This is a genomic window from Undibacterium sp. Di27W (genome assembly GCF_049340345.1).
Lineage (GTDB): Bacteria > Pseudomonadota > Gammaproteobacteria > Burkholderiales > Burkholderiaceae_D > Undibacterium.
Window position 1 is genome coordinate 126,424 of record NZ_JBMPOS010000005.1, and the last position, 26,009, is coordinate 152,432.

Genomic DNA, 26,009 nt, shown 5'->3' on the forward strand with positions numbered 1-26,009 from the left:
CTGAATTTAAATGGCGTAGAAAAATCAGGGCTTGACTTGCGCAGGCAGTACGCGCTCAGCCGATGCTGATGATGATGCAGGTGAATTGGCATCCAGAATTTGTACGAAGATTTCGTTTTTCTTGATCATGCCCAATTCAAAGCGGGCGCGCTCTTCTACGGCGTCTGTCCCGGTTTTCAAATCCTGCACTTCAGATTCGAGCTTGCCGTTGCGCTCTTTGAGTTTTTCATTGTTGCTTTTGACCTGCGCAACTTGCCTATCCAACTCCCAAACACGCAACCAGCCCCCCTTACCCAACCACAGCGGGTATTGGATTAACATCAGCAAGGCAACAAAGGAAAGGGCTATCAAACGCACGGGTTATTGGTACAAAAAATGAAACTGAAAATACGGCACAATTAATACAAAGATATTCCTGGAAGAAACTAACAAGAAAAAGGGGAACTTAGTTCCCCTTTTTCTTTGCACGATACCAGATTACTTCAGATTATAGAAGGCATCGCGACCAGGATAGCTGGCAATTTCGCCCAAATCTTCTTCAATACGCAGCAATTGGTTGTATTTTGCCATACGATCAGAACGGGACAAAGAGCCAGTCTTGATTTGCAGGGCATTGGTACCAACGGCGATATCAGCAATCGTGCTGTCTTCTGTCTCACCGGAGCGATGAGAAATCACAGCTGTATAACCAGCACGTTTTGCCATTTCTATCGCAGCAAAAGTTTCTGTCAAAGTACCGATCTGGTTGATCTTGATCAGGATGGAGTTGGCGATACCTTTTTGTATGCCTTCTTTCAGGATCTTGGTATTGGTGACGAACAAGTCATCGCCAACGATCTGGACTTTCTTGCCCAGTTTTTCAGTCAGGATAGCCCAACCATCCCAATCGCCTTCAGCCATGCCGTCTTCGATGGAGATGATAGGATATTTGTCTACCCAGGTTGCCAGCAGATTGGTGAAGTCAGCAGATGACAAAGTCAGGCCTTCACCTTCTAGGTGATATTTGCCGTCTTTGTAGAATTCGCTGGCAGCGCAATCCAGACCCAATGCGATTTGCGTGCCTGGCTCGTAGCCAGCAGCTTCTATCGCCTGGATAATCAGTTTAATGGCAGATTCGTGATTATCTACGGAAGGCGCAAAACCACCTTCATCACCAACCGCTGTCGTCAAGCCTTTGTCATGCAAAATCTTTTTCAGGGCGTGGAATACTTCTGCACCATAACGAACTGCTTCGCGGAAAGTTGGCGCGCCTACCGGGATAATCATGAACTCTTGAATATCCAGATTATTGTCAGCATGTGCGCCACCATTGATGACGTTCATCATAGGCACAGGTAATTGCATCGCGCCTGAACCGCCGAAATAACGGTACAGTGGCAAACCAGCTTCTTCAGCAGCAGCTTTGGCGACAGCCATGGACACGGCCAGCATGGCATTTGCACCGAGGCGGCTCTTGTTTTCAGTACCGTCCAGATCGATCAGGGTACGATCCAGAAATGCCTGCTCATTCGCATCCAGGCCCATGATGGCTTCGGCGATTTCAGTATTGATATGCTCACAGGCTTTCAAAACGCCCTTGCCCAGATAGCGAGACTTATCACCATCACGCAGCTCTATCGCTTCACGGGAACCTGTGGATGCACCAGAAGGCACAGCAGCACGGCCCATGACACCAGACTCCAGCAAGACATCACATTCAACAGTTGGGTTACCGCGTGAATCCAGAATTTCACGACCGATAATATCAACGATGGCACTCATTCAATTCTCCTAAACAATCAAAATATCGAACAAAATATCGAACAAAATAATACGAATCTGATTTGCAAAACATCCGCTGGCCGGATATGCCGACAGATAAATAAAGCTGACTGCTGTAATGACTTTGATACAGCCAAAATGATGGTGCAGATGATACCCCATTACGGCGACACTTCAAGCCGGACAAAACTTTATTCTTGCGGCTTTTTACGCTGATAAGCAAAAAAAAACCTCAGCACAGATCAAATCAAGCAAAAGCAGGCTCAAGAAGTCTGACATGTCACTGCCAGCACCATCTTCCGAGCACATCAACAACATTCCTTCAAGCAACTACGTAGCATCTTGCAAAAAAGGCGAGCCACAGAAGTGGCTCGCCTTTTTAATCAGGATTCACAGATAACAGACAAACCAGTCTTCAAACTACCAGGATGACACTGGTTCAGGCCCGCATCAAATCCCTCACATCTCATGCCTTATTACCTTGCGCCTTTTTATGGTCTATCGCCGCCTTGGCAAAAGAGATAAACAAGGGATGGCCATCACGCGGTGTCGATTTGAACTCGGGGTGGTACTGCACACCCAGATACCAAGGATGAACATCACGCGACAATTCCATGATTTCGCACAAATCTTCTGTTGGCGTACGGGCAGAGACGATCAAACCAGCTGCTTCAACACGACCCAGATAATGATTATTGGCCTCATAGCGATGACGATGACGCTCAGTCACGACATTGCCATAAATCTCGGATGCCAAAGTACCAGAACGAACTGCGCAAGTTTGCGCGCCCAGACGCATGGTGCCACCGAGGTCAGAATTCTCATCCCGCGTCTCAACTTTACCGTCATGGTTTTGCCATTCATTGATGAGGGCAACCACTGGCTGCTCTGTCTCAGCATCAAACTCTGTCGAGTTTGCCATTGCCAGACCGGCCTTGTTACGTGCGTATTCAATCAGTGCAACTTGCATACCCAGGCAAATGCCGAGGTAAGGTATTTTGTTTTCACGTGCATAGCGGGCAGCCAGTATCTTGCCTTCTACGCCGCGCTTGCCAAAACCACCTGGCACCAGGATGGCATCGTATTTTTCCAGTGACTTGGTACCATGCGCTTCGATTTCTTCAGAGTCAACGTACTCAATATTCACACGGCTCTCCGTGTGGATACCAGCATGACGCAGGGCTTCTGTCAAAGATTTATACGACTCTGTCAGATCTACATATTTGCCAACCATACCGATAGTGACTTCTTCTTTCGGATTTTCCAGGGCATAGATCAATTTATCCCACATGGCCAGATTCGCTGGTTTTGGTGACAAGCCCAGCTTATCGCATACGATTTTATCCAGACCCTGGTCGTGCAACATCTGTGGAATCTTATAGATAGTATCTGCATCCCAAACAGAAATCACTGCTTCCTCAGCCACGTTGGCGAACAGGGAAATCTTGGCACGCTCATCGTCAGGGATAGGACGGTCAGCACGGCACAACAAGGCATCCGGGAAAATACCGATTTCACGCAGTTTTTGTACACTATGTTGTGTAGGTTTGGTTTTCAGTTCGCCAGCAGCGGCAACATAAGGAACCAGCGTCAGATGCACAAAGGCCGCTGCATTACGGCCAGCACGCAGACTCAGTTGACGGGCAGCTTCGAGGAAAGGCAGGGATTCTATATCACCCACCGTGCCACCGATTTCAACCAGGGCAACGTCAGCACCGGCTGCGCCACGATGGATGAATTCCTGGATTTCATTGGTGATGTGCGGAATAACTTGCACAGTCTTGCCCAGGTATTCACCGCGACGTTCTTTACGGATAACGGATTCATAGATCTGGCCAGTGGTGAAATTATTCACCTTTTTCATTTTGGCCGTGATGAAACGCTCGTAGTGTCCCAGATCCAGATCAGTTTCAGCGCCGTCATCGGTCACGAAAACTTCGCCATGCTGGAATGGGCTCATGGTACCTGGATCCACATTGATGTAGGGATCAAGTTTGAGCATAGTGACTTTGAGACCGCGCGATTCAAGGATCGCAGCGAGAGAGGCAGCAGCAATGCCTTTGCCTAAAGAGGAGACTACGCCCCCCGTAACGAATACAAACTTAGTCATTGCAGAAGGTGCCGAACGGCACAAGCGGGAAATTCGAATTATACATCACTAAGCCATGATGTGCGCGAATTCCCGCCTGCAAATCCTGTGAAATTTCAGAAGCTGGCTGGTTTACATTGCGTAAATAAATTGCAATCTTGCAAAATTCTGGGCACCCTGACCATTGCTCAACTCCTTGATTTCATTGCTGCGACGAATGAAAGATGCCGATGCACCGTAGTTTTCACCACGCCATAAATAACCTATTTCAAACTCACCTACCAGGCTTTTGGGCTTGACTGTCGTAGCCTGATTGTTAAAGTAGCCGCCCTGTATGCTTGCATTGTAGGCAACAGCCTTGAGTTCGGTACGCAAGAAACCATAGCTGGCTGGCTGCTCAGGCAAGGCATTCAAACTGCCGGCACGTATCATCAACTCTGCACTGGCATCAGTAAATATATTACCGAAACGTCCTTTGAGGCGCGGAGCAATATCTATATTGGACATAGCCACGATGCGACCGGGTGAATATTCACCCGATAATACTGCACCCCATTCATTACGCAACTGCGTACTCCAGCCTTGTGGCAAAGGCTGCTTCAGCAATCTGTGCAAGTGCGTTTGCGTCCATTCGCCACCGGCGCAAGGCCCCAGACATCCCAGATCCAGGCTCAGTCGCTGACTTTGGCCACTAGCTTCATTCTTTTCACGGTAGATGCCCGCATACAACCAGCCAGCGTAAGGATGGTCATTCCTGGATATCTGGTTTGGAGTCAGCTTGATGTCGGATGCCGTATACAACTCCTGCCCCACACGCCAACCATAGGTCAGCGCCTGCGCGGCATTAGTTTTGGTAAAACTTTGTCCTATCTTGTTACCAGCGGTATAGAAACCATCCTCTTTCTTGAACAAGAGGCTGTCGTTATCAATATCCACTAGCCAGGTGATCTTGCCTGTCTGGCGCACCTGGGCAAATTCATCCCATGACGGCAAAGCCTCTTGTGCAAACGTACTGGCAGTGAAGAACACTGCTGCTAATGCGGTAGAAAATTTCAATACAGGCTTGATTTGATTCATGTATTTATCGCGATCGTGTTTATATGAGGCTTAAATTGAGCTTAGTTTCATGCGTTCCAGCATAGCCAGCACAGCGGTAGCAGTTTGCCCAGGCACTTCCATGGGGATCAAATGGCCACCAGGAATAAGTACATAATTATCGCCCATTAATTTTTTTGTCGCATGAGGACCAGCCTGACGACATTCTATCGATTCAGTGCCACCAACAAAACCGACAGGTACATTGGGGGGGCGTTTATTCAAACGTCCCAAACCATGCGGCAGAGTGCGGTAGATTGCCGTTTCCACTTCACGGGTAAAACGCAGGGTAACCCCTTCCGGGTGCAGCTTGAGTCCCGCCCTCATATAGTCACGCAAGACTTCTGGTGGCCAGATGGCAAACATTTCTTTGGAAGCAAAGTGCTGATAAGCCTCTTCTTCATTCTTCCACAAATGACGACGTTTTTCTGAGAAGCGTGCAGGAGAAAATTTCTTATCCAGCCCAAGAGTTTTAAAGATACGCAACAGCATCGCGCGCCAGCCTGATACCACGGGAGAATCCAGTACCACCACGCCGCGCACCAGGTCTGGCCTGGCCCTGGCAGCCATGAGCGACAAGATGCCACCCAGCGAATGTCCCAGCAAAATCACAGGCTGCTGATAGTTTGCCTGCAGAGTGTCTATGAGTTCCTGTACCAGATTGCGCCAGCCATCGGTCACAGGATATGCGGGGTCATGACCAACCATGTCGGTGGCATGGACTTCATACGCAGTACGCAAATGATCGAGAAACACGCGATATGTCCCGGACGGAAAGCTATTGCCATGGACAAAATGGATGATGGGTTTTACGGTAGTCTCGTTCATAAAAAGGGGATAGCATTACCGGTCAAACCAGTAACGCGCATTTTCCTGTCTGAATTGCGAAGTTTTCAATGATGCGCCAAATTGTATGCTGATTGCACCCGATTCATCTGTTCTTAGACGTTTTATTCCAAAATCAGCATAGCGCTGGAAGACTTCCGGCTTGGGATGGTGATAACGATTCAGGTAGCCGACCTGGAAAATTGCCAGCTCGGGCTGCACCACTTTCAAGAAAGGCTCTGTCGACGAAGTGCCACTACCATGGTGAGGTGCAAGCAATATATCGGACTTGAGTTTGAGCGGTATGCTATGGATAAGTTCATCCTCCTGTATCGCTTCTATGTCACCTGCCAACAACATGGAATGTGATTTTGTGGATACTCTCAAAACGCAGCTACGGGCATTGGGTTTCCATTTTGTGCTTTCATAACTGGCCGCCCCGGGTTGCAAAACTTCAAAATGAACGCCATCCCAATCCCAGGCCTGCCCAGCCACACATCGCCTATGCTGACTTGCTGCCTGGACGATGGGGCTGTCAAGACTCAGGGAAGTGCTGGATAGTTTCACAGGCACATGCCTGAGTATGCTTAAAGCCCCGCCAGAATGGTCATTATCATTATGGGAAATCATCATGGCATCAAGCGCATTGATGCCTCGCGCGTGCAAGTAGGGCAAAATCACCCTGCTGCCACTATCTGAATCAGCGCCCAAACCCGGGCCAGTATCATAGAGCAGCCTGTGATGTGCAGTTTCCAGCAGCAAGGCCATGCCCTGCCCCACATCCAGGGCCGTCACCTGCAACTCGCCATCTGCTGGTTTTTGCGAGCTCTGCAATAACAGCGGCAAACAACAGACCAGCCCCAGCCAGCGTAGCGGCCAGGCTTTAGGAGCCAGCAGCCACAAAATACCCAGCGTGGCCAATACCAATAGCCAGAATGAGGGCATTGCCGCAGTCCAGACGGCGAAGGGTAAAGCGCTAAAGTAATTCAGGGACTGCGCCAAAATATCCACAAAGACGTGCGCGATTTTCAGCAGCCATACAGATAAAGGAGCTGGCAGGATACTGCCGACCAGAGCCAGAGGCGTCACCACAAAACTGATGAGGGGTATGGCAATCGCATTTGCCAGAGGGCTGATGAGAGAAATCTGCCCAAACAAAAACATGGTCAACGGCAGCATGCCTATCGTCACGGCATATTGCGTCAAGGATGCCGAGCGCAAACCCAGCATCATGCGCGCACTGCGCTGTTCTGGTGGCTTGATATGCCCTTGCCCACCTGTCGCAAATACGATGATGGCAACCGCCGCAAAAGACAACCAAAACCCCGGCGACAATACTGCCCAGGGATCTGCCAGCACGACCAGGCCCAGCGCCAGGCTCAACACCGCAGAAAAACTGCTGATGCGCCCCGTCCAGATAGCGACGGCAACCACACTCAACATGATCAGGGTTCTTTGTGCCGGCAATCCAAAACCAGCCAGGGCGACGTACACCAAGGCCATCAGCGCACCAGCCAGTGCCGCTGCCTTTTGTGCAGGCAAACGTAAAGGCAATGCCAATCCCAGAAAGAAGGAGTGCCGCCAACAATAAAACACCAGGCCAGCAAGCATTCCCGCAACCATAGTGATATGTAAACCTGAAATACTGATCAGATGGCCAATACCTACCCGGTTGAATACCGTCCAGTCAGTTTGAGGAATTTCGCGTTGATCGCCGACCACGAGTGCCACCAGCACACCTGCATATGGATGATTTGGCAAGGCAGCATGAATGCGGTCACGCAATTTGGCGCGACTGGACTCGATGACATTGCCCACACTCCAGACAAAATCAGCCAGCTTACGGTTATACAGCACCGCATCTGGCTCATACTTATCCAGACGCACCGTACCCGTGGCGCGCAGATCTTGTTCCAGCAACCATGCCTCATAGTCAAATCCCATAGGATTTGCATTGCCATGTGGCCGTTTTAGTCGCACACGCAATTGCCAGCGCTCACCTGGCTGCACGGCAGTTACTTGCCGCATATCGCTACCGCGATCTGCACCATACCAGGATAGTGCAACTTTTGATGGCCAAGTTGCTAGGCTGCTCAAATCACCGACACCATCTGCATGTACCTGCTCTACCGCAAAATTGAATCTTTGTCCTTGTTCAAAACGAAAAGGCAAGCTATCGATGGTGCCAATTAAAACAATATCCTGATTTTCCCATTTCTTGGGTAGTTCTTCGCGCAGATAGAAATGGGCATAGCCGCTGGCCCAGACAAAGCCAAATACCGCAGCAAGCATGAAGCGAGCTGGCACGCCGAGGTAAGGCCGAAGATCAAATTTATATAGCAAAAGAGCGGCGAGCAGCGAGAAAGACATCAACAGCAAAAGCCAGTGATAGCTGAATAAGGCTGCCTGTTGCTGCAAGATGGCAACACCAAACACCATACCCAACATCACCGCCCGCACAGACTAAGCCCTTTGCATGCGTGGCATGATATGCATGGCATTGGCGCTGGTTGCCTGCGCCACTTCACCCAGACTGAGATTACGCAACTCCGCCAGCACCGCCCCTATCTTTGGTAGCTGGGCCGGTGTATTCGCGCCCTCTGGTAGCCAACTAGGTGGAATATCGGGTGCATCAGTTTCCAGCACGATGCTGGACAGTGGCAAGTCCGTTGCCAACCTGCGTATCTGCAGGGCCCGCGTGAACGTCATGGCACCACCAAAACCCAGCTTAAAACCCATATCAATGAAGGTCTGTGCCTGCTGCACACTGCCGTTAAACGCATGGGCGATCCCTCCGCTGACTTTGATGCGCCGCAAATGTTTGAGTATGATGTCTTGTGAACGCCGCACATGAAGCAGCACCGGCAAATCAAAATCCCTGGCCAGCTTCAGTTGTTCTATATAGAAGTATTCCTGCTTTTCTTTCAAAGGACTTGTGGTCAGCGCAGGCACAAAATAATCGAGACCAATCTCGCCTATGGCCACCAGTTTTTTTTGTGCATCCGCACCCGCCATCAATTCGCTTACTTTTTCGCGCAGGAGCAGCAAGTCTTCTTCTTTTGAAGTCGGCACATACATGGGATGTATGCCCAGGGCATAAAAACAATCCGCCCTTTGCTCACCCAATTTGATGACCGTATCAAAATTGCTTTTGTGTACGGCAGGTACGACAATGGCCGACACGCCTGCTTGCGCTGCAGCGTCAGCCACAGCCAGCGAAGTGCCGCCAAACTCACTTGCATCCAGATGACAGTGGCTATCTATCCACATAATATCCACATAGAGCTTCAAACCCAGGCTAATTTATTAATAAGCTGATTATGAAGCAGTTTGCCTGCGGGCTACAATTTTTTGAACAGTTGCCATTGCACGCGCTTCTTTATGGGCACGCCAGCGATAGACAATCAAACCCGCAGCCAGGGCTGCCAGCAAATGTTTGAGGCTGTGGCCGCTCATGACATGGAGTTGCTGCAAAATCTGCCCATCCAGCATTTCAGTGATTTTTGCGACCACGTACAAGAGCATGGCAGCGCCAAATGCCAGTCGATCTGCACGTTCTGCTTTCCATATCCATTGCCATAATGGGATTAATACCAGGGTTAAGCCCTGTATCAGCAAATAGGGACGCAAATCATCTGTCCGCTGCCACCAGATCACTGACATCAAGGCAGCCATCAATAGCAATACCAATTCCATGAAAGCTTTTCTGGCATCCATATCCGGCAAAGTGTCTGCCCTCACCGCTGCCAGCAAGCTACAGCAGGCGAAGGCAATGGGTAATCTATCCCAAAACAGGCGTGCATCATCAGGTGCCAGATGGTAATAACTGGAACCCACGGTAGTGGCGGCAATACTCAGAGCAAAGACGCAATAAGCGGGGAATGCAATACCGATGTCGCCTTGGCGATATTTTTCCAGCAAAAACCAGCCAGCAGCCAGGGCGACGATGGCAAAACCAAGATTGGTCAGCACATCAATGGCATGAGGTATGCCTGCCCAGTCTGACTGGTCAGCAAAATCATGATAATGCGCGAGCTGGGCTATTGGCCCATGCAGCAGTAATGCCAGGGCTGCCAGCGCCGAAATCAGCAATGGCAGCGCACGCAATCCAGTTTTCATTTTCCTCACCTATGTTTTAACAGATGGGTAATTGTGGCGAAAGGCAGCAAATAATGTAACCAATACTGCTAAAGTAGCGACATACAATCATCGAAGTATCAAATCCCGCAACCTCGCCCTGCAAAGTCATGACTGAAATCCGGCAATTATTGAACAGCATCAAGCAGCAATTGAAGTTGCAAGGCAAAACATACAGGGACGTGGCTGTAGCCCTGGACTTGTCCGAAGCCAGTATCAAGCGCCTCTTAAGTGCCGAGAATGGTGCCAATATGAGTATAGAAAGGCTGGCGCAAATCAGCCAGTTTCTGGGCTTTAGCCTCATGGAAATCACGCAGGAGGCAAATACCAGCAATACCCGCATCCATAGCTTGAGCCCCGCACAGGAAAAAGAATTGGTCTCAGACACAAAACTGCTGCTGGTGGCAGTTTGCGCCCTGAATCACTGGAAATTTGAAGAAATCCTGCAAGTCTACCAACTCAGCGAAACAGAATGCCTGAGCAAACTCTTGCGCCTGGATAAACTATGTCTGATCAGCCTGATGCCAAATAATCGCATACGCTTGAATATTGCCAGGGATTTTGATTGGCTAGCACATGGCCCCATACGCCAGTATTTCCACGACACTGGTATGGCAGATTTTCTGGATGCGCCGTTTAGTCATGAATATGAGTCACAACATTTCATCCACGGCATGCTGACAGATGCGGCTGCCGAGAAATTCCAGGTTGAGATACGCCAGCTCAGGCAAAAACTGGCTGAGCTGCATACAGAGAGTTTGAGCAGCCCGCTCAAGAAAAGGCGTGGCACCGCAGTATTACTGGCCATGCGTGAATGGGAGCCAGCCAGTTTCACTGCGCTACGCAAAACCTAGTTTACTTCCCCGGTCTGGGCAGGCTAACTGCACCGGGGATGACAACGTCATCACGCAGGCGCAAGAATTTAAAACCAAGCAAACGGCGTGGCTTGGCTTGCTTGCTGGTCCTGGTTCTTTCATTGGTACGGCTGATGAAGGTATCAAAGCCCTCCTCCTTGACCTGGGGTTCGCCAGAGTTCAAGAAATTGCGTTTGCCATTGGCGTCAACCACAACCAGGCCTACATGGGTGATGGATTGATATCCATCCTTGTCAGACACCACATTCACGAAATCACCATCGCGTAACTGATCCAGTATGGCATCTACCTTGTCTGCCCTGACATAGGCTTCACGGCTGGTTTGCACAGGGATATTGCTTACTTTATGGTGCTGCTCGCGCAGGAATTTGGCTCTGTCAACGACAATGTCAAAGTTCGCCACTTTGTCGGCGCCAAATCCTGCGCTGATGTCTTTGAGCAACCAGGCGTTATTGGGATTCCAGTCCACTTCCGTGTAATGATTGCGCGTCACCACACCGATTTGACCATCCTTGTAACGTATGCGCTGCAAGGTCCAGAAAAACTCTTCCCAGGAACTGCTCAAGGCCATGGCATAAGTGTGCTCAACAAATACCAGGCAATCGCTATGGGTCAGGCTATACATGGGCAGGTTATCATGCAGCTCGAAAGGGAATTCCCCCAGCAGGTTGAGCTTGTAGGGCTGGCCTATGTTTTTCCTGGCGATCATGGCGATGCGCTGGCGCAAATCCGGCACATTGGCATGCAAAAATACCAGATATTGATCCACCTCTTGTGGTGTCATCTGGAAGATTTTTTTGTTTTGGAATGGCTCATTGGCGAGCCTGGCAGAAGTGCTTGCCTGCTTCTCTTGCGCTTGAGCAGGTAAAACAATCAGCAAAGCAGAAGCCAGGGCAAAGGCAAGTACGCGAGGAAACATGGAGAAATAAAATGAATGGGCTAAAGCCAGACTTATACCACAAGCCAGGATTTGGCCCTTGAAAAACAAAACGCACACAGCTCACTGAGCTGCATGCGTACACCAGATATCACTGGGCTAACTTACACCAGCGCTTCCCTCGCAACCAGTACGCCGTCGGCGTCAGCATAAATCCAGTCCCCCGGCTTGATCGCCACACCAGCGATATTGATGCGCACATCCTTCATACCGCCACCATGCTTGTTCGAACGCAAAGGCATGGGTGCCATGGCCCGCACGCCGATGTTACAGGCATTGATTTCATCCACATCACGGATACAACCATGGACGACAATACCTGCCCAGCCATTCTTTTCAGCCAGTGCTGCCAGATTGCCACCCACCAGCGCACAACGGAAGCTGCCACCGCCGTCTATGACCAGCACCTGACCATTGCCTGGAGTTTCCAGTGTTGCTCTGACGAGGACATTGTCTTCAAAGACTTTCAGCGTTACGGCCTGACCGCTGAATTTGCTGACATTGCCATAGCGCATGAAGATAGGCGGGATAACTGCCAGTTCATGCGTGGCAATCTTGTCTTCATTGGCATCACAGATATCACAGGTAGCAAAGCTCATGGTGTGTCCACGTTAAGGTGGAACCCTATTCTAACCAGCTATGTTTAAACCGCCAATGCCCTGGTCCTGCTGCCAACATTGACAGCCGTCAAGATGGCCAGCACCTGAAAGAAGCCCACGCAGATAAATACCCAGGAAGGATGATGCGCATCCATGATGGCCCCAAAAATCAACGGTGCCACTGCCAAACCAGAATCCAGGCCAGAATAGACGATGCCGTACACGCGGCCTGTCGCATTCTTGGGAGCTGCAGCACGTATCATCAAATCACGCGAAGGACCGGCGACTCCGGAGCCGAATCCTATTGCGCCCATGAGCAAAATAGCGATACTTGCATTTACAGTACCACTGGCAAGAATAAGCGAAAAAATCCCGGCAAAACTGAACGCAAGGGTGATCGTTCTGTCGTGATTGGTCGTCCTGGCAGCCAGAAAACCGCCCCACAACATGCCACCAGCAGAAGCCAGCATATACAAGGTATAGGCCGTGGTGGCTGAGCCCAATGACATGTCATACATCTGACGCAAGCTGGCCGATGAAAAACTTTGTATGCCACCCAGTGCCATGGCAATCATGAAGAAAAAACCGAAACACATCCACACAGCAGGAATATGCATGAAATCCATCGCACCCTCGGCAGCTTTGGCGGCATGTGCTGCGCTTTTATGCTGAACTACTTCGGTATGCAATAAGTCACGGTAAAAAACCAGAATAGCCAACACGGCGAAAGGCAGGAAAGCTGCGCAAAACAAGGCAGTACGCCAGGTCGTCAAACCAGCGATAGTCACCAGAAACACGGGGGCTGCAGCCCACCCAAGATTCCCGGTGATGCCATGTACAGAAAATGCATAGCCCAAACGCTGGCTGGACACTTTCTTGTTAAGCAGGGTGTAATCCGAAGGATGAAATACGCTATTCCCTACCCCGGCCAGCATGGAGCCCATCAAGAGCAGGCTGTAATTTTGCGACATCGACAATACCAAGGCAGCTACTCCCAGGCAAGTGATGCCAAAAAATAAGACTGTCCTGGCCCCGACCTTGTCGACGATAAAGCCGGATAAAGCCTGGCCTATGCCAGAAATTACAAAGAATACTGTCATCAGCAAACCCAGCTCGGCAAAGGACAGGCTGAAGGCATCCTTAATCCAGGGGAACAAAGGTGCCAGTATCATGTGAAAAAAGTGAGAAATGCCGTGTGCCAGCCCTACCAGGCTGATCACCATGACATCCTTTTTCATATTCTCCGGCGCTTGCTGTATTGCTGCTGTTGTCATTTTTAATCCTTTGCTGTGTCCAGTCACGCTTCGCGTGGCAAAGCGGATGCTCAGCAACTAGTGTATGCAAATTCACCCAGTCTGATTTAAGATAGATGGACAAACTTTATCGCGTTTCCGCCAAACTAGGGCTTGTGTGAAACCGTCGTCACCAGCGCCTTGCTGGACCGGCTTCACACAAGCCCTAAAAAACCAGGGAAAACCATGGCCATTGACATTCTCACCGATACCCGGCCCCAGGCGCCAGACAAGTGCCCCACTCCCGAGCGCCCGGTACGGCTGGCAGCGAGAAACCTGCCGACAGAAGAAATCATCAGCATGCATAGCCACACCTGGGGGCAATTCACCTACACGCCCCAGGGCATGATGCAGATACTGGCGAATAACAATACCTGGTTCGTACCGCCTTTACGGGCCATCTGGATACCACCGAATGTAGCGCATGAAGTACGTATCATAGAGCCTTCACATTTACGGCTACTGAATATCCATGCCGATTTTGCACCTTTTCGCGGTACGGATTGCCTGGTACTGGAAGTTTCGCCCTTGCTCAGGGAATTGATCGCCTGCATGGAAGTGATAGAAGTCGCCAGTCCGCGTGAATTTCATATTGCCGCTGTCATCATGGATGAATTGCAAGCAGCAAAAGCACTGCCCATACGCTTGCCCATGCCCAGGGATAAGCGACTCAAAAACCTGTGTGAAATTTTACTGGCAGACCCGGCATCCGGCCTGACCATGGAAGATTATGCAGTACAGGTGGGAGCCTCTTCACGCACCCTGTCGCGCTTGTTTGAGCAGGAACTCGATATGTCCTTCACTGCCTGGCGCCAGCAAATGCGCTTATCGAAGGCATCGCCTTTGATCACCAGTGGCATGCCCTTGTCGCAGGTAGCATCTGAACTTGGCTATGCCAGCCAATCAGCGTTTTCTGCGATGTTCAAAAAAACCTTTGGAGAATCGCCATCGAGTTTTTTCAAACAGAGATGAGTGAAGATAAAAAAAGGGCAGCATTTGCATGCTGCCCAAACTTGCTTTCCTACAAAGGTATAGACCGGTAATCTATCCCCAGGTTCCCACTAATTTCAAGCCAGTTCTCCTGCTTTGCTGAATATCAGCTCATGATCTCTGGCATCAATCGCAATAATGTCTTTAGGGCCGAATTTGCCTTGCAATATCAATTTGGACAAAACATTTTCTATCTCTTGCTGTATGGCCCGCTTCAAAGGTCTTGCGCCATAAACCGGATCAAACCCAGCCTCGGCAATTTTTTGCAAAGCATCTTCGCTGACCCGCAAACCCATGTCCATCTGGCGCAAACGCTGCTCCAGAGTCTTGAGCTGTATCTTGGCAATAGCCCCTATGTTTTTCGCATCCAGTGCATGGAAGACCACGATTTCATCTATGCGATTGATAAATTCAGGGCGGAAATGAGTTTTGACTTCACCCATGACGGCCATCTTGATGACTTCTGGATCACTACCTTCCATCGCCTGTATCTGATGCGAACCCAGGTTGGATGTCATGACGATCACGGTATTTTTAAAGTCCACCGTGCGTCCTTGTCCATCTGTCATGCGGCCATCATCAAGCACCTGCAACAACACATTAAACACATCATGATGCGCTTTTTCGACTTCGTCCAGCAAAATCACGCTATATGGTTTACGCCTGACCGCCTCGGTCAAATAACCGCCCTCTTCATAGCCTACATAGCCGGGTGGCGCACCTATCAGGCGGGCCACCGAGTGTTTTTCCATGAACTCACTCATGTCGATACGTATCAAGGATTCTTCAGTATCAAACATGAAATTTGCCAGCGCCTTGCACAACTCGGTTTTACCAACGCCGGTAGGTCCGAGGAACAGGAAAGAGCCGTATGGACGACCAGGGTCACCCAGGCCAGAACGTGAGCGACGGATGGCATCCGACACCGCAGTAATTGCTTCATGCTGGCCGACGACACGCTGATGCAAGGCATCTTCCATATGCAACAATTTCTCGCGCTCACCCTGCATCATGCGTGACACGGGTATGCCGGTTGCACGTGAGACTATCTCTGCAATTTCTTCAGCACCTACCTGGGTGCGCAAGAGCTTCATCTTGCTGCCGTCTTGCTGGTTTTTATCCGCCTGGATATCCGCATGCTTGAGCTGTGCTTCCAGCTCAGGTAATTGGCCATACTGTAATTCAGACATGGTTTGCCAGTCGCCACGGCGTTTGGCTTCGTCCATTTGCAGGCGGATTTTTTCTATTTCCTCCTTGATATGGGTGCTGCCTTGTACCAGGGCTTTTTCTGCCTTCCAGACTTCTTCCAGATCGGCATATTCCAGCGACAGTTTACCTATTTCTTCTTCGATCAAGACCATGCGCTTCCTGGAGCCTTCGTCTTTCTCGCGCTTCACCGCTTCTTTTTCTATCTTCAGCTGTATCAGGCGACGGTCCAGTTTATCCATGACCTCGGGCTTGGAATCTATCTCTATCTTGATCTTGGCCGCTGCTTCATCGATCAGGTCGATTGCTTTGTCGGGCAGGAAACGGTCGGTGATGTAGCGGTGTGACAACTCTGCCGCAGCAACGATGGCAGGATCAGTAATATCGACGCCATGATGGACTTCATATTTTTCTTGCAAGCCACGCAGGATCGCTATGGTTGCTTCTACACTAGGCTCATCCACAATGATTTTCTGGAAACGGCGTTCCAGCGCTGCATCTTTCTCTATGTATTTGCGATATTCATCCAGCGTGGTTGCGCCTACGCAGTGCAGCTCACCGCGTGCCAGTGCAGGTTTGAGCATATTGCCCGCATCCATTGCACCTTCTGCCTTGCCTGCGCCTACCATTGTGTGTAGCTCATCAATAAAGACGATGGTCTGGCCCTCATCCATGGCGATTTCTTTGAGTACGGCTTTCAGGCGTTCTTCAAACTCACCACGGTATTTGGCACCAGCCAGCAAGGCGGCCATATCCAGCGACAAGACGCGCTTGGATTTCAGGCTATCTGGGACTTCGCCATTGACAATACGCTGCGCCAGGCCTTCGACGATGGCAGTTTTACCAACGCCAGGCTCACCAATGAGCACAGGATTATTCTTGCTGCGGCGCTGCAAGACCTGGATAGCGCGGCGAATTTCATCATCACGGCCTATGACAGGATCAAGCTTACCCAGACGGGCACGCTCAGTCAGGTCCAGCGTATATTTTTTTAAGGCTTCACGTTGTCCTTCAGCATCCTGGCTATCTACATTATTGCTGCCGCGCACGGCGGCAATGGCAGCCTCCAGCGCTTTACGCGTCAGTCCATTTTCACGAGCCAGCTTGCCTGCTTCAGACTTATCTTCTGTCAGGGCCAGCAAGATCATTTCACTGGCGAGGAACTGGTCACCGCGCTTTTGTGATTCCTTGTCAGCCAGATTGAGCAAACCCACCAGTTCACGCCCGGCCTGAACCTGTCCGTCGGTACCGCTGACCTTGGGCAAACGCTCCAAAGCGGCTTTCAAAGCATTGCTGAGGGCTGTCACATTTACCCCTGCCCTTTGTAGCAAGGAATGGCTGCTGCCATCGTCCTGGTTGATTAATGCCAACAAGACGTGCACAGGTTCTATGTATTGGTTATCATTGCCGACTGCCTGACTTTGCGCATCGGCGAGCGCTTCTTGTAGCTTGGTAGTTAATTTGTCGAGCCGCATGACTCTCTCCTGAAGAATTAGTTAGCATACAATTTGGGGCAGGCTAGCCAATTTCAAGAATAGGCAGAGCTAAACTCGCAATGCACTTCACGATGTTTGTTTTATATCAAAGACCACATGGATTTACATCAGATACAAATTACTTATCTTCCTGAACAGGATAGATTACTGCTGAAGTTATCTTTTGCAGAAAAAGATAAGGCAGCGAGACAAGAGATAGACCTCTTGTTTTCCCGCCGCACCACCATGAAGTTTTGGCCAGGCCTGCTCGAAGCCATGGGCAAGCAAATCAAGATGAGCAAACCCAGCGCCGCCCACGCCAGCTCGGAGCTGGTGCAAATGGAACATGAAGCCTCAGTGGCCGAAATGAAGGATAGTGGTCATTTTAATGCTCCACTCGAGGATGATGTCCAGGGTTGGCCACTGGGCAAGGTCGCTATGTTGCCAGAAAACATACAATTCCACGTCCATGCGAAACTGCCATTCAGGATGGAATTTACAGTCGCCGGCGGCAAGAATTTTGAAATTGCTATGGGCAAGCGTCTGCTGCATGGCTTTTGCAAGTTATTCCAGGATGCCGTAGAAAAGGCCGACTGGGGCTTCACTTTGGAAATGCTGGGTAGCACACCAGAAACCCCTGCCGCCCACTTGCTGAACTGAGTCTCGTCAGCCGCAAGGATGAATTAACTGAATTTGCCGCTTGTTTTGAACTGTTCAGTAGCATCAACCAGTGCAGCAGCGATGCCTGGCTCTGAACCAGAATGGCCAGCATCCGCAATCAAGTGCAAACTTGCCTCTGGCCAGGCTTGATGCAGCCTGTGGGCAGTTGTCGGTGGGCAAACTACATCATAACGGCCTTGCACGATGACGGCAGGCAAATGGCGAATGCGATCTATATCCCCAATCAACTGGTCTTCACGCATGAAAGCCGCATTGATCATGTAATGCGCTTCCAGCCTGCCCAAGCCTATGGCTACCGCATCTGACTCAAAATCGGCAATGGTATCCGCCTGCGGCAGCAAGAAGATGCAGGAACCTTCATAACGGCTCCAGTTACGTGCCGCCTCGGTGTACACCGCGGGGTCGTCGCTGAACAAGCGTTTGGCATAGGCCTGCAGCAAATCATGACGTTCTTCTGCTGGTACGCCTTCGGCAAAACGCTGATGCACTTCAGGGAAAAACCATTTCATGCCATTCACAAACCATTCAACCTCAGCCTTGGTACACAGGAAAATACCCCTGAGCACAAAACCCAAGCAGCGCTCAGGATGCGCTTCACCATAAGCCAGCGCCAGAGTCGAGCCCCAGGAACCACCAAAGACCAGCCATTGCTCTATGCCCAGCATGACACGGATTTTTTCTATATCCTCGATCAGCAGCGCCGTGGTGTTATTGCGGTATTCGCCCAAAGGCAGAGACTTGCCCGCACCACGCTGATCGAACAGCACGATGCGGTAGTGAGCAGGGTCAAAAAACCTGCGATGATTGGGCGCTGTACCTGCCCCAGGCCCGCCGTGCAAAAAAATCACCGGCTGGCCATCGGGATTGCCACTCTCTTCCCAATACAGGGTATGGGTATCATCGACTGCCAGCATGCCAGTGCTGTGTGGCTCTATTGCTGGAAACAAAGGGGAAGTATCTGCGCTCATATGGATAGGAAATAGAGAGAGTGATTCACGTAAGTAATGACGATTATACCCATGTGTTTTGAGAAGCAATAGGCAATATTGCAATGCCTGATTGTGTATTGCGGTATAGACTTTTATTTTCTATGATGCTGCTTTTATATACAAATATACAAAACCCTGACATGCCGCTATCAGACCTTCATGCGCAGTTGAGTGAACATGAGCAACTGGATGTGCCTGGCCTTCCTGATTATTGGTCACGCATGATGGCCAGCCTGTCAGGCCAGAGCATAGGACATAATCCTCACTTCCATCAGGACCGCCTGTTGCTGCATGTATTGGGCCTTGGCTTGGAACAAACAACCCAGTATCTTTTCCAAAATCGACCAGACTTTGCCGAGTTCGAGGCATGGATAGTAAAGACTGCAGGTGCGCCTTCGAGCAGCGCTATCGCCCGTTTGCAGAATTTATATAAGGGCGCACCACTCTCGCCTGATACCCTAAGTTTATTTAAACAAGTCGCCCTCATGCCTGATGTATTCAGCATGCAAGACTTGCAGCATTGGGCCGAGCATGGTTTTGTCATCTTGCATGATGCCGTACCCGCGACAGATTGCGCACTGGCGGCGCAGACTATCTGGGATGCCCTTGATGCCAGCGAAGATGACGAAGCTTCCTGGTATCACAAAGGGCATGCAAATATCATGGTGCAGTTATTTCAGTCGCCCGCATTTGAGAAAAACCGCCGCTCACTGCGCATACACAAGGCGTTTGCACAGCTATGGGGGACGGTAGAGTTATGGGCGACTACGGATCGCTGCAGCTTCAACGTTCCTGAAAAACCCGGCCATGTGTTTCAGGGGCCGGACCTGCACTGGGATGTCAGTTTGCAGCAACCAGTCCCCTTTGCCACCCAAGGCGTGCTTTACCTGAGCGATACACCACCACAGCAAGGTGCGTTGACCCTGGTCCCGGGCTTTCATCGGCGACTAGAGAGTTGGCTGGATGCATTACCAGAAAATACCTGTCCCAGGGAACAAGACTTGCATGCACTGGGCTCACAAGCAATAGGCGGCAAAGCTGCTGACCTGGTCATCTGGCATCAGGCTTTACCCCACGGTAGCCGACCCAATCGCGGCAAGAAACCACGCATAGTGCAATACATTAATATGCTACCCAGCCAATTACAAATACAGGAAACCTGGCGCTGAATCCGTAGCCGTTTCCTTTTCAGGCAAGCGCTTTGTAACTGGCAAAACCGGCAAAACAACAAACAATAGAGCCCAGTAAATGCGCGCCGCTATGCAGCAAGGCCCAGCCATAATCGCCACGGTGCAGCAAGCCCATGGCTTCCGCTGAAAAAGTGGAAAAAGTCGTCAAGCCCCCCAAAAAACCTGTAATCAACAGCAGTTTCCATTCAGGCGAAAGATGCGGATTGGCAGAGAAAAAAGCGACCGCAAATCCTATGACATAGCCGCCGCCCAGATTGGCAATCAAAGTACCCACTGGTAATGACGGCAGTACGCCATTCAACCACAAACCCAACGCCCAACGCAGCCAGGCTCCCAATGCTGCACCTGCTCCTACCGCCAATGCACCCAACCAGCTCATGCAATATCCTTTGCCTGTGTTTGCGAGCTCCACTTTTGCAAAGCCTGATCATCGCTTTCGCGCGCATCAACCCAGCGCGCGCCATCTGAAGTTTGTTCTTTCTTCCAGAACGGCGCTTCTGTTTTAAGATAATCCATGATGAATTCGCAGGCGGCAAATGCATCACCACGATGCCGGGTCGCCACTGCGACCAAAACAATTTGATCCAGTGGCAACAAGGGCCCAACCCTGTGTATCACGAGGGCATCGATCAAATCCCAGCGTGCCTGTGCCTGTACAACGATCTGTTCCAGTGCCTTTTCCGTCATACCGGGATAATGCTCCAGCTCCATGGCACTGATGTCCTCGCCATCGTTGATATCTCGCACCAGACCAACAAAACTGACCACAGCACCGATACCAGGATTGCCCTGACGCAGTTGAAGCAGCTCAGCATTCAGGTCGAAATCAGCAGTTTGCACACGGATCATCACTGATCACCCTCCGGTAACAGGTGGAAAGAAAGCCACTTCCGCACCTTCACTGATGTGGGTATCCGCTTCACACATTTGCTGGTTATAAGCCATACGCAAAGCACGTCCTGGCGTTAATACTTCCGCCCAGATATCGCCACGCTCCACCAGCCATGCTCTGACTTCACCGACCGTATTTATGCCTTCCGGCAAGCTGACTTTTTGCTCAGCCATGCCCAGCTTTTCACGGACACTGGCAAAAAAACGTAATTGTATGTTCATCATTGTAGCTAATCGAATTTTCAGGCTATCGCCAAACCATGTTCAGGTAAAACTGCTAAAGGGGATATATCGTACTAAATCTCCCTTTTGTATCGTCTGGCCTGGTGCAAGATCAATCAAACCGTCACCCCAGACGGTAGAGGTCAGCACACCAGAACTTTGATTAGCAAATAAATCCAGGCCGCCATCGGCATTCATGCGCGCACGCAGAAACTCATTGCGCCGGTCGGGTTTGAGCCAGTCAAAATCAGCGCGCACAGGATAGGCAGCAGGCAGGACTTTTTCCACCCCTTGCATACGCAATAAAAAGGGGCGTACGAATAACAGGAAAGTCACGAAGCTCGATACTGGATTCCCCGGCAAACCAATGAAGAATGCCTGGCCAACCTCACCAAAAGCCAGCGGCTTGCCCGGCTTCATGGCAATCTGCCACATATTCAGACTACCCTCAGCTTCGACTGCGGGACGTATATGGTCTTCTTCACCAACAGAAACACCGCCGGAAGTGATGATGAGATCATGGTCCTGGCTGGCGCGGCGCAAGGTTTCACGCGTTGCATCCAGCTGGTCTGGTACGATGCCATAATCGGTGACCACACATCCCATTTCCTGCAACAAACCTGTCAGGGTAAAACGATTGGAGTTATAAATCGCTCCTGGCTTCAAGGGCTCACCAGGCATGGTCAGCTCATCGCCAGTAAAAAACACCGCCACCCTGAGCAGACGCAATACAGGGAGTTGCGCCAGACCGACAGAGGCAGCCAAACCCAGCTCCTGCGCACGCAAGCGCGTACCAGCCTTCAATATGGTGGCACCAGCCTGGATATCTTCACCCTGCCTACGCACCCATTCACCAGCACGTGGCTGATGTTTGATAATGACGAAATCGCCATCAGCCTGACACTGCTCTTGCATGACAACCGCATCCGCCCCCTCAGGTATCATCGCGCCTGTAAAGATGCGCGCAGCAGTCCCCGGCTCCAGAGCCTGGGCAACATAACCTGCCGGGATACGTTGCGAGATACGCAAGCGCGTCTCTGCGCTTACACAATCACTGGCACGCACCGCATAACCATCCATCTGGGTATTATCCACAGGTGGCACGTGTAGTAGCGATGATTGATCTTGCGCCAGGATGCGGCCACAAGCAGCTATCGTCGCCAGCGTTTCTACACCCTTAATGGGGCGCACGGCGGACAATAGAAATTCCAGTGCTTCTTTGCTGCTCAGCATAGGTTGGGACATGATTCAGGATTCCGCTTCTGCTTATTTTAGTAAGCAATATTGTAGCCTGAGTCCGAGGGAGACAACATGAGCAAGCAATGTTATGTCGTATAGCTAACAGCAATAAGAGGCAAAAAAAAATCCACAGGCAATATGCATGTGGATTTTTTTCTGAAAACTTAGATATCTATCAAAGTTGCATGGCCGAACTCAATTCAATACTCAGGGTACGATGCCAAGCTGGCCATTCTGGACTGTGATCCTGACTCTGTCGCCAACGCGATAGTAATTATTAGGTTCAACGATGAGTGCACGCTGATCGCCATTATTTAAACGTATTGTCAGCTCCAGCTTGTTTCTTTGGCTGGAGCCACGTTCCATTTCATTGCCAATGACGCCACCCGCAATAGCACCACCTACGGTAGCCAGATCACGCCCCGTGCCTTTACCAACCTGATGGCCGAGCACACCGCCTAGCAAGGCTCCTACCACGGCACCACCACCCGAAGAGCCGCCACCGACACTGACCTCACGCATACCTACGATGACAGCAGTATCCACGTAACTGTTTTGATATTGATTCACATGAGGCTGAGACTGTGGGTACTGATTCTGGTATTGGGGTTGATATTGAGGTTGATACTGATTGGGATATTGCGCAGGATATTGATTTTGCGCTTGAGCTGGATAACGCTGGGTCGCGCATCCCGCCAATGCAGCAACCAGTGCAATTGTGGTCAGGATAGTAAGCTTGCGCATGGTGAACTCCAAAAAAAAGTAATGTACTCAATCAACGCAGCAGCGACACTATTGTTGACCGATACTGTAAAAAAACTTGAGTAATTAACATTCACTTGCACTTCCATCCCTACGCACCCTCATAAGCTGGCATCTGCTGGCACCTCGGTGAACTCGCCTACATAGCTCGCAAACAGCAAAACATATGCGTTATTGCCTAAAAGATAACAAAACTAAATTAAGAATAACAAATTTGCAATCAAGCAAGTATAAATATGATTTATTGGATACAAATAAGAACGATTATCATTTACTTTCACATTTCATCTAGTTACAATTGCGCACTGATTTTTTTACATTCCCACCTCAGCCATTCCTCCAGAAAAGCCAGCGGTATTTTATTTTTAAATCTTATTTTCCCCCAGGAAATATCATGGCCCACATCAAGAGTCGCAAGCATCAACACGCCCTATTCAGTTCTATCACCAACTCACTGATTAGTCCGCGCATCAATCACACAATGACCGTTGCAGCCGCTGCATTTTTGCTGCCTATCGCTGCTCACGCGGCGGACCCAGCCTTGCCTGAAGTAAAAGTAACAGCAAAAACAGAAAATGACTTCAAGGCTGACAAGGCGTCGTCTGCAAAATACACACAACCGCTGGTAGACACCACACAAACCATTACCGTCATCAAGCGCGAACTGATAGACCAGCAAGGTGCATTGACGCTGACTGAAGCGCTGCGCAACACACCTGGTGTCGGCGCCTTCTTCCTGGGTGAAAATGGCAGCACCAGCACCGGTGACAGCATTTACATGCGTGGTTTTGATGCTTCCAGCAGCATTTATGTTGATGGCGTGCGCGACCTGGGCTCTATCTCCCGCGACTTGTTCAATATAGAACAAATCGATGTCCTGAAAGGCCCTGCTGGCACCGATGGTGGCCGCGGTTCACCTACTGGCTCAGTGAACCTGGTCAGCAAACAGGCAACACTTGATGATGCAACATCTGGCAATGTGACTGTAGGTAGTGCCAGCCAAAAACGCGTCGCACTTGACTGGAACAAAGTCATCAGTGCAGAACAAGGCTCAGCCTTCCGCTTGAATGTATTTGACCAGGATAGTGGCGTAGCAGGCCGCAATGAAGTCAAAAACAAGCGCTGGGGCGTAGCACCTTCTTTCGCTTTTGGCTTGAAGTCCCCTACCCGCTTCTATCTGAATTACCTGCATGTGCAACAAGACAATATGCCTGATGGTGGTGTGCCGACGATAGGCTTGCCAGGCTATACCAGTCCAGACGCAAAACGCCCTTTCATCGGTACTGCACCAAGAGTTGACTCAAAAAATTTCTATGGTTCCGTCTATGACTTCGACAAAGTCACTGCCGACATGCTGACTGGCCGTATAGAACATGATTTCAGCGACAAGCTCAAACTGATCAATACTGCGCGCTATGGTAAAACCAGCCAGCATTACCTGCTGACTTCTTTCATGGGTTCAACTGCCAATCTGCTGACGCCATCTGCAACAGACATCTCTACCTGGACTTTAGCACGCAGCATACGCACATTGAAAGACCAGGAAAATGAAATCCTGACTAACCAGACCAATCTGGTAGCAGACCTGGAACTGGCAGGCCTGAAACACAGTCTGGTTGGTGGCATAGAAGTGACGAGTGAAAAGCAAAACACCTGGGGCAATGATGGCCTGGGCACTTTGGCAGCCGCTAATTTCTACAATCCTAATCCACGTGACACCATCACAGGCCTGAATCCGGTACGCAATGCTGTATTCACCCGCGGCAGCACCAATACTGCCAGTGCCTACGTATTTGACACCATCAAGTTTAGCCCTGAATGGCAAGCCAATGCAGGCGTGCGTATTGATCACTATTCGACAGACTACTCGGCAGCAAGCCTGTCCACGCTTGCTGCCAATCCGACCCTGCCAGTAGGTACGCCTATACCGACAAATTTGAACATTGCCGGTAATCTGGTTAACTTCAAATTAGGTGTTTTGTATAAGCCGACTAAAGACAGCAGTGTCTATGCATCGTATTCCACCTCCAAGCAACCACCTGGCGGCTCCAACTTTGCCCTGAGCACATCTGCAAACAGCGCTGCCAATCCAAAGTTTGATCCGCAAGAAACCAAAAATATGGAAGTGGGCACCAAATGGGATTTGCTGGACCAAAAACTATCCTTCACAGCGGCAATTTATCGCACTGAAGTATCCAATGACATCGTACAAAACCTGGTTGACTTGCTGTACTACCAGACTGGTAAAAAGCGTGTACAAGGCGTGGAACTGGGCGTCACTGGTGCTGTCAATCGTAACTGGCTGGTCAGTGCTGGTTACACCAGAATGGATACCAGTGTAGAAAGCGGTCCTGCTGTCACTGCCCTGGGTAGCAATAACCTGAGCTATACACCAAAGCAAAGCTTTACAGCCTGGACATCTTACCAATTGCCTATGGGCATCAAAATCGGTGGCGGCGGACGTTTTGTTGACTCGCTGTTACGTGGCACAGATGGTGCAGTAGGTACGCCAGCCAAAACAGAATCCTATTGGGTGTTTGATGGCATGGCCAGTTATGCCATCAGCAAAAATGTCGACCTGCAATTGAATATCAATAATCTGGCAGACAAGGCTTATGTTGCGTCCATTAACAAGAGCGGTTACCGTTACACTCCAGGCGCCCCAAGAACTTTCAGCCTGACAGCAAATGTGAAGTTCTAAAGTAATTTAAAAGTAATAGCGGCCCCTCTCCCCGAGGGGCTTTTTCCTGGAGC

Annotated in this window: 23 protein-coding genes; 5 read left to right on the plus strand and 18 right to left on the minus strand. The window is 50.3% G+C overall.

Features of this window, described 5'->3' with window-relative positions:
- Positions 1-24 precede the first annotated feature (24 nt).
- From ftsB to ACO0LF_RS12115, 8 genes are all read right to left on the minus strand, one after another.
- On the minus strand, positions 25-357 hold the full coding sequence (gene ftsB, locus ACO0LF_RS12080) for a cell division protein FtsB (RefSeq protein ID WP_423014323.1): 333 nt from the start codon (positions 355-357) through the stop codon (positions 25-27).
- Positions 358-477: 120 nt separating this feature from the next.
- Positions 478-1,761 (minus strand): phosphopyruvate hydratase, encoded by a 1,284-nt coding sequence (gene eno / locus ACO0LF_RS12085; protein WP_186946653.1) that lies wholly within the window; start codon positions 1,759-1,761, stop codon positions 478-480.
- Between the two features lie 466 nt (positions 1,762-2,227).
- On the minus strand, positions 2,228-3,871 hold the full coding sequence (locus tag ACO0LF_RS12090) for a CTP synthase (protein WP_423014324.1): 1,644 nt from the start codon (positions 3,869-3,871) through the stop codon (positions 2,228-2,230).
- 111 nt (positions 3,872-3,982) lie between these two features.
- Positions 3,983-4,927, minus strand: a complete 945-nt coding sequence (locus tag ACO0LF_RS12095) for a lipid A deacylase LpxR family protein (protein ID WP_423014325.1) — start codon at positions 4,925-4,927, stop codon at positions 3,983-3,985.
- Between the two features lie 30 nt (positions 4,928-4,957).
- Positions 4,958-5,773 (minus strand): alpha/beta fold hydrolase, encoded by an 816-nt coding sequence (locus tag ACO0LF_RS12100; protein ID WP_423014326.1) that lies wholly within the window; start codon positions 5,771-5,773, stop codon positions 4,958-4,960.
- Between the two features lie 15 nt (positions 5,774-5,788).
- Positions 5,789-8,218 (minus strand): DNA internalization-related competence protein ComEC/Rec2, encoded by a 2,430-nt coding sequence (locus tag ACO0LF_RS12105; RefSeq protein ID WP_423014327.1) that lies wholly within the window; start codon positions 8,216-8,218, stop codon positions 5,789-5,791.
- A gap of 15 nt (positions 8,219-8,233) precedes the next feature.
- Positions 8,234-9,040: a TatD family hydrolase gene (locus tag ACO0LF_RS12110; RefSeq protein ID WP_423014328.1), complete on the minus strand. Its 807-nt coding sequence runs from the start codon at positions 9,038-9,040 to the stop codon at positions 8,234-8,236.
- Positions 9,041-9,088: 48 nt separating this feature from the next.
- On the minus strand, positions 9,089-9,889 hold the full coding sequence (locus ACO0LF_RS12115) for a hypothetical protein (protein WP_423014329.1): 801 nt from the start codon (positions 9,887-9,889) through the stop codon (positions 9,089-9,091).
- Between the two features lie 128 nt (positions 9,890-10,017).
- On the opposite strand from ACO0LF_RS12115, the gene ACO0LF_RS12120 reads away from it, so the two are divergent.
- Positions 10,018-10,761, plus strand: coding sequence for a helix-turn-helix domain-containing protein (locus ACO0LF_RS12120; RefSeq protein WP_423014330.1), 744 nt, complete (start codon positions 10,018-10,020; stop codon positions 10,759-10,761).
- A gap of 1 nt (position 10,762) precedes the next feature.
- On the opposite strand, the gene ACO0LF_RS12125 is transcribed toward ACO0LF_RS12120, so the two are convergent.
- The 3 genes from ACO0LF_RS12125 to ACO0LF_RS12135 all read right to left on the minus strand — a co-directional run bounded on the left by ACO0LF_RS12125 (position 10,763) and on the right by ACO0LF_RS12135 (position 13,592).
- A complete protein-coding gene (locus ACO0LF_RS12125) occupies positions 10,763-11,701 on the minus strand; it encodes an N-acetylmuramoyl-L-alanine amidase-like domain-containing protein (RefSeq protein WP_423014331.1) in 939 nt (312 codons plus the stop codon).
- Positions 11,702-11,823: 122 nt separating this feature from the next.
- Entirely contained in the window at positions 11,824-12,318 is a 495-nt protein-coding gene (gene rraA, locus ACO0LF_RS12130) for a ribonuclease E activity regulator RraA (protein ID WP_423014332.1), read from the minus strand.
- A gap of 44 nt (positions 12,319-12,362) precedes the next feature.
- The gene (locus ACO0LF_RS12135) at positions 12,363-13,592 is read right to left on the minus strand and encodes an MFS transporter (protein WP_423014333.1); all 1,230 of its coding nucleotides are present in this window, start codon (positions 13,590-13,592) and stop codon (positions 12,363-12,365) included.
- Positions 13,593-13,796: 204 nt separating this feature from the next.
- Between ACO0LF_RS12135 and ACO0LF_RS12140 the strand changes: the two genes are divergently transcribed.
- Positions 13,797-14,582 (plus strand): AraC family transcriptional regulator, encoded by a 786-nt coding sequence (locus tag ACO0LF_RS12140; RefSeq protein WP_423014334.1) that lies wholly within the window; start codon positions 13,797-13,799, stop codon positions 14,580-14,582.
- Between the two features lie 95 nt (positions 14,583-14,677).
- Here ACO0LF_RS12140 and clpB read toward each other — a convergent pair whose 3' ends face one another.
- A complete protein-coding gene (gene clpB / locus ACO0LF_RS12145; RefSeq protein WP_423014335.1) occupies positions 14,678-17,281 on the minus strand; it encodes an ATP-dependent chaperone ClpB in 2,604 nt (867 codons plus the stop codon).
- Positions 17,282-17,398: 117 nt separating this feature from the next.
- Between clpB and ACO0LF_RS12150 the strand changes: the two genes are divergently transcribed.
- Positions 17,399-17,941, plus strand: a complete 543-nt coding sequence (locus ACO0LF_RS12150) for a hypothetical protein (protein ID WP_423014336.1) — start codon at positions 17,399-17,401, stop codon at positions 17,939-17,941.
- Between the two features lie 23 nt (positions 17,942-17,964).
- Here ACO0LF_RS12150 and pip read toward each other — a convergent pair whose 3' ends face one another.
- Positions 17,965-18,930: a prolyl aminopeptidase gene (pip, locus tag ACO0LF_RS12155; protein ID WP_423014337.1), complete on the minus strand. Its 966-nt coding sequence runs from the start codon at positions 18,928-18,930 to the stop codon at positions 17,965-17,967.
- A gap of 161 nt (positions 18,931-19,091) precedes the next feature.
- Here pip and ACO0LF_RS12160 point away from each other — a divergent pair, with 161 nt between their 5' ends.
- Positions 19,092-20,120, plus strand: coding sequence for a phytanoyl-CoA dioxygenase family protein (locus ACO0LF_RS12160; protein WP_423014338.1), 1,029 nt, complete (start codon positions 19,092-19,094; stop codon positions 20,118-20,120).
- 19 nt (positions 20,121-20,139) lie between these two features.
- On the opposite strand, the gene crcB is transcribed toward ACO0LF_RS12160, so the two are convergent.
- The 5 genes from crcB to ACO0LF_RS12185 all read right to left on the minus strand — a co-directional run bounded on the left by crcB (position 20,140) and on the right by ACO0LF_RS12185 (position 23,237).
- Positions 20,140-20,520, minus strand: a complete 381-nt coding sequence (gene crcB, locus ACO0LF_RS12165; protein WP_423014339.1) for a fluoride efflux transporter CrcB — start codon at positions 20,518-20,520, stop codon at positions 20,140-20,142.
- A complete protein-coding gene (gene moaE, locus ACO0LF_RS12170; protein WP_423014340.1) occupies positions 20,517-20,993 on the minus strand; it encodes a molybdopterin synthase catalytic subunit MoaE in 477 nt (158 codons plus the stop codon). The genes crcB and moaE overlap by 4 nt, the downstream gene beginning before the upstream one ends.
- 3 nt (positions 20,994-20,996) lie before the next feature.
- Positions 20,997-21,254 carry a molybdopterin converting factor subunit 1 gene (gene moaD / locus ACO0LF_RS12175; RefSeq protein ID WP_423014679.1) on the minus strand — a complete coding sequence of 86 codons (258 nt, stop codon included), beginning with the start codon at positions 21,252-21,254 and terminating at the stop codon, positions 20,997-20,999.
- Positions 21,255-21,296: 42 nt separating this feature from the next.
- Positions 21,297-22,499 carry a gephyrin-like molybdotransferase Glp gene (gene glp, locus ACO0LF_RS12180; protein WP_423014341.1) on the minus strand — a complete coding sequence of 401 codons (1,203 nt, stop codon included), beginning with the start codon at positions 22,497-22,499 and terminating at the stop codon, positions 21,297-21,299.
- Between the two features lie 201 nt (positions 22,500-22,700).
- On the minus strand, positions 22,701-23,237 hold the full coding sequence (locus ACO0LF_RS12185; RefSeq protein WP_423014342.1) for a glycine zipper 2TM domain-containing protein: 537 nt from the start codon (positions 23,235-23,237) through the stop codon (positions 22,701-22,703).
- Between the two features lie 412 nt (positions 23,238-23,649).
- On the opposite strand from ACO0LF_RS12185, the gene ACO0LF_RS12190 reads away from it, so the two are divergent.
- Positions 23,650-25,956: a catecholate siderophore receptor Fiu gene (locus ACO0LF_RS12190; RefSeq protein ID WP_423014343.1), complete on the plus strand. Its 2,307-nt coding sequence runs from the start codon at positions 23,650-23,652 to the stop codon at positions 25,954-25,956.
- The last annotated feature ends 53 nt before the right edge of the window (positions 25,957-26,009 follow it).

Coding starts and splice junctions, on each gene's coding strand:
- eno (WP_186946653.1), bottom strand. CDS start 1,761: ATGAGTGCCATCGTTGATATTATCGGTCGTGAAATTCTGGATTCACGC.
- ACO0LF_RS12090 (WP_423014324.1), bottom strand. CDS start 3,871: ATGACTAAGTTTGTATTCGTTACGGGGGGCGTAGTCTCCTCTTTAGGC.
- ACO0LF_RS12095 (WP_423014325.1), bottom strand. CDS start 4,927: ATGAATCAAATCAAGCCTGTATTGAAATTTTCTACCGCATTAGCAGCA.
- ACO0LF_RS12100 (WP_423014326.1), bottom strand. CDS start 5,773: ATGAACGAGACTACCGTAAAACCCATCATCCATTTTGTCCATGGCAAT.
- ACO0LF_RS12105 (WP_423014327.1), bottom strand. CDS start 8,218: ATGTTGGGTATGGTGTTTGGTGTTGCCATCTTGCAGCAACAGGCAGCC.
- ACO0LF_RS12110 (WP_423014328.1), bottom strand. CDS start 9,040: ATGTGGATAGATAGCCACTGTCATCTGGATGCAAGTGAGTTTGGCGGC.
- ACO0LF_RS12115 (WP_423014329.1), bottom strand. CDS start 9,889: ATGAAAACTGGATTGCGTGCGCTGCCATTGCTGATTTCGGCGCTGGCA.
- ACO0LF_RS12120 (WP_423014330.1), top strand. CDS start 10,018: ATGACTGAAATCCGGCAATTATTGAACAGCATCAAGCAGCAATTGAAG.
- ACO0LF_RS12125 (WP_423014331.1), bottom strand. CDS start 11,701: ATGTTTCCTCGCGTACTTGCCTTTGCCCTGGCTTCTGCTTTGCTGATT.
- rraA (WP_423014332.1), bottom strand. CDS start 12,318: ATGAGCTTTGCTACCTGTGATATCTGTGATGCCAATGAAGACAAGATT.
- ACO0LF_RS12135 (WP_423014333.1), bottom strand. CDS start 13,592: ATGACAACAGCAGCAATACAGCAAGCGCCGGAGAATATGAAAAAGGAT.
- ACO0LF_RS12140 (WP_423014334.1), top strand. CDS start 13,797: ATGGCCATTGACATTCTCACCGATACCCGGCCCCAGGCGCCAGACAAG.
- clpB (WP_423014335.1), bottom strand. CDS start 17,281: ATGCGGCTCGACAAATTAACTACCAAGCTACAAGAAGCGCTCGCCGAT.
- ACO0LF_RS12150 (WP_423014336.1), top strand. CDS start 17,399: ATGGATTTACATCAGATACAAATTACTTATCTTCCTGAACAGGATAGA.
- pip (WP_423014337.1), bottom strand. CDS start 18,930: ATGAGCGCAGATACTTCCCCTTTGTTTCCAGCAATAGAGCCACACAGC.
- ACO0LF_RS12160 (WP_423014338.1), top strand. CDS start 19,092: ATGCCGCTATCAGACCTTCATGCGCAGTTGAGTGAACATGAGCAACTG.
- crcB (WP_423014339.1), bottom strand. CDS start 20,520: ATGAGCTGGTTGGGTGCATTGGCGGTAGGAGCAGGTGCAGCATTGGGA.
- moaD (WP_423014679.1), bottom strand. CDS start 21,254: ATGAACATACAATTACGTTTTTTTGCCAGTGTCCGTGAAAAGCTGGGC.
- glp (WP_423014341.1), bottom strand. CDS start 22,499: ATGTCCCAACCTATGCTGAGCAGCAAAGAAGCACTGGAATTTCTATTG.
- ACO0LF_RS12185 (WP_423014342.1), bottom strand. CDS start 23,237: ATGCGCAAGCTTACTATCCTGACCACAATTGCACTGGTTGCTGCATTG.
- ACO0LF_RS12190 (WP_423014343.1), top strand. CDS start 23,650: ATGGCCCACATCAAGAGTCGCAAGCATCAACACGCCCTATTCAGTTCT.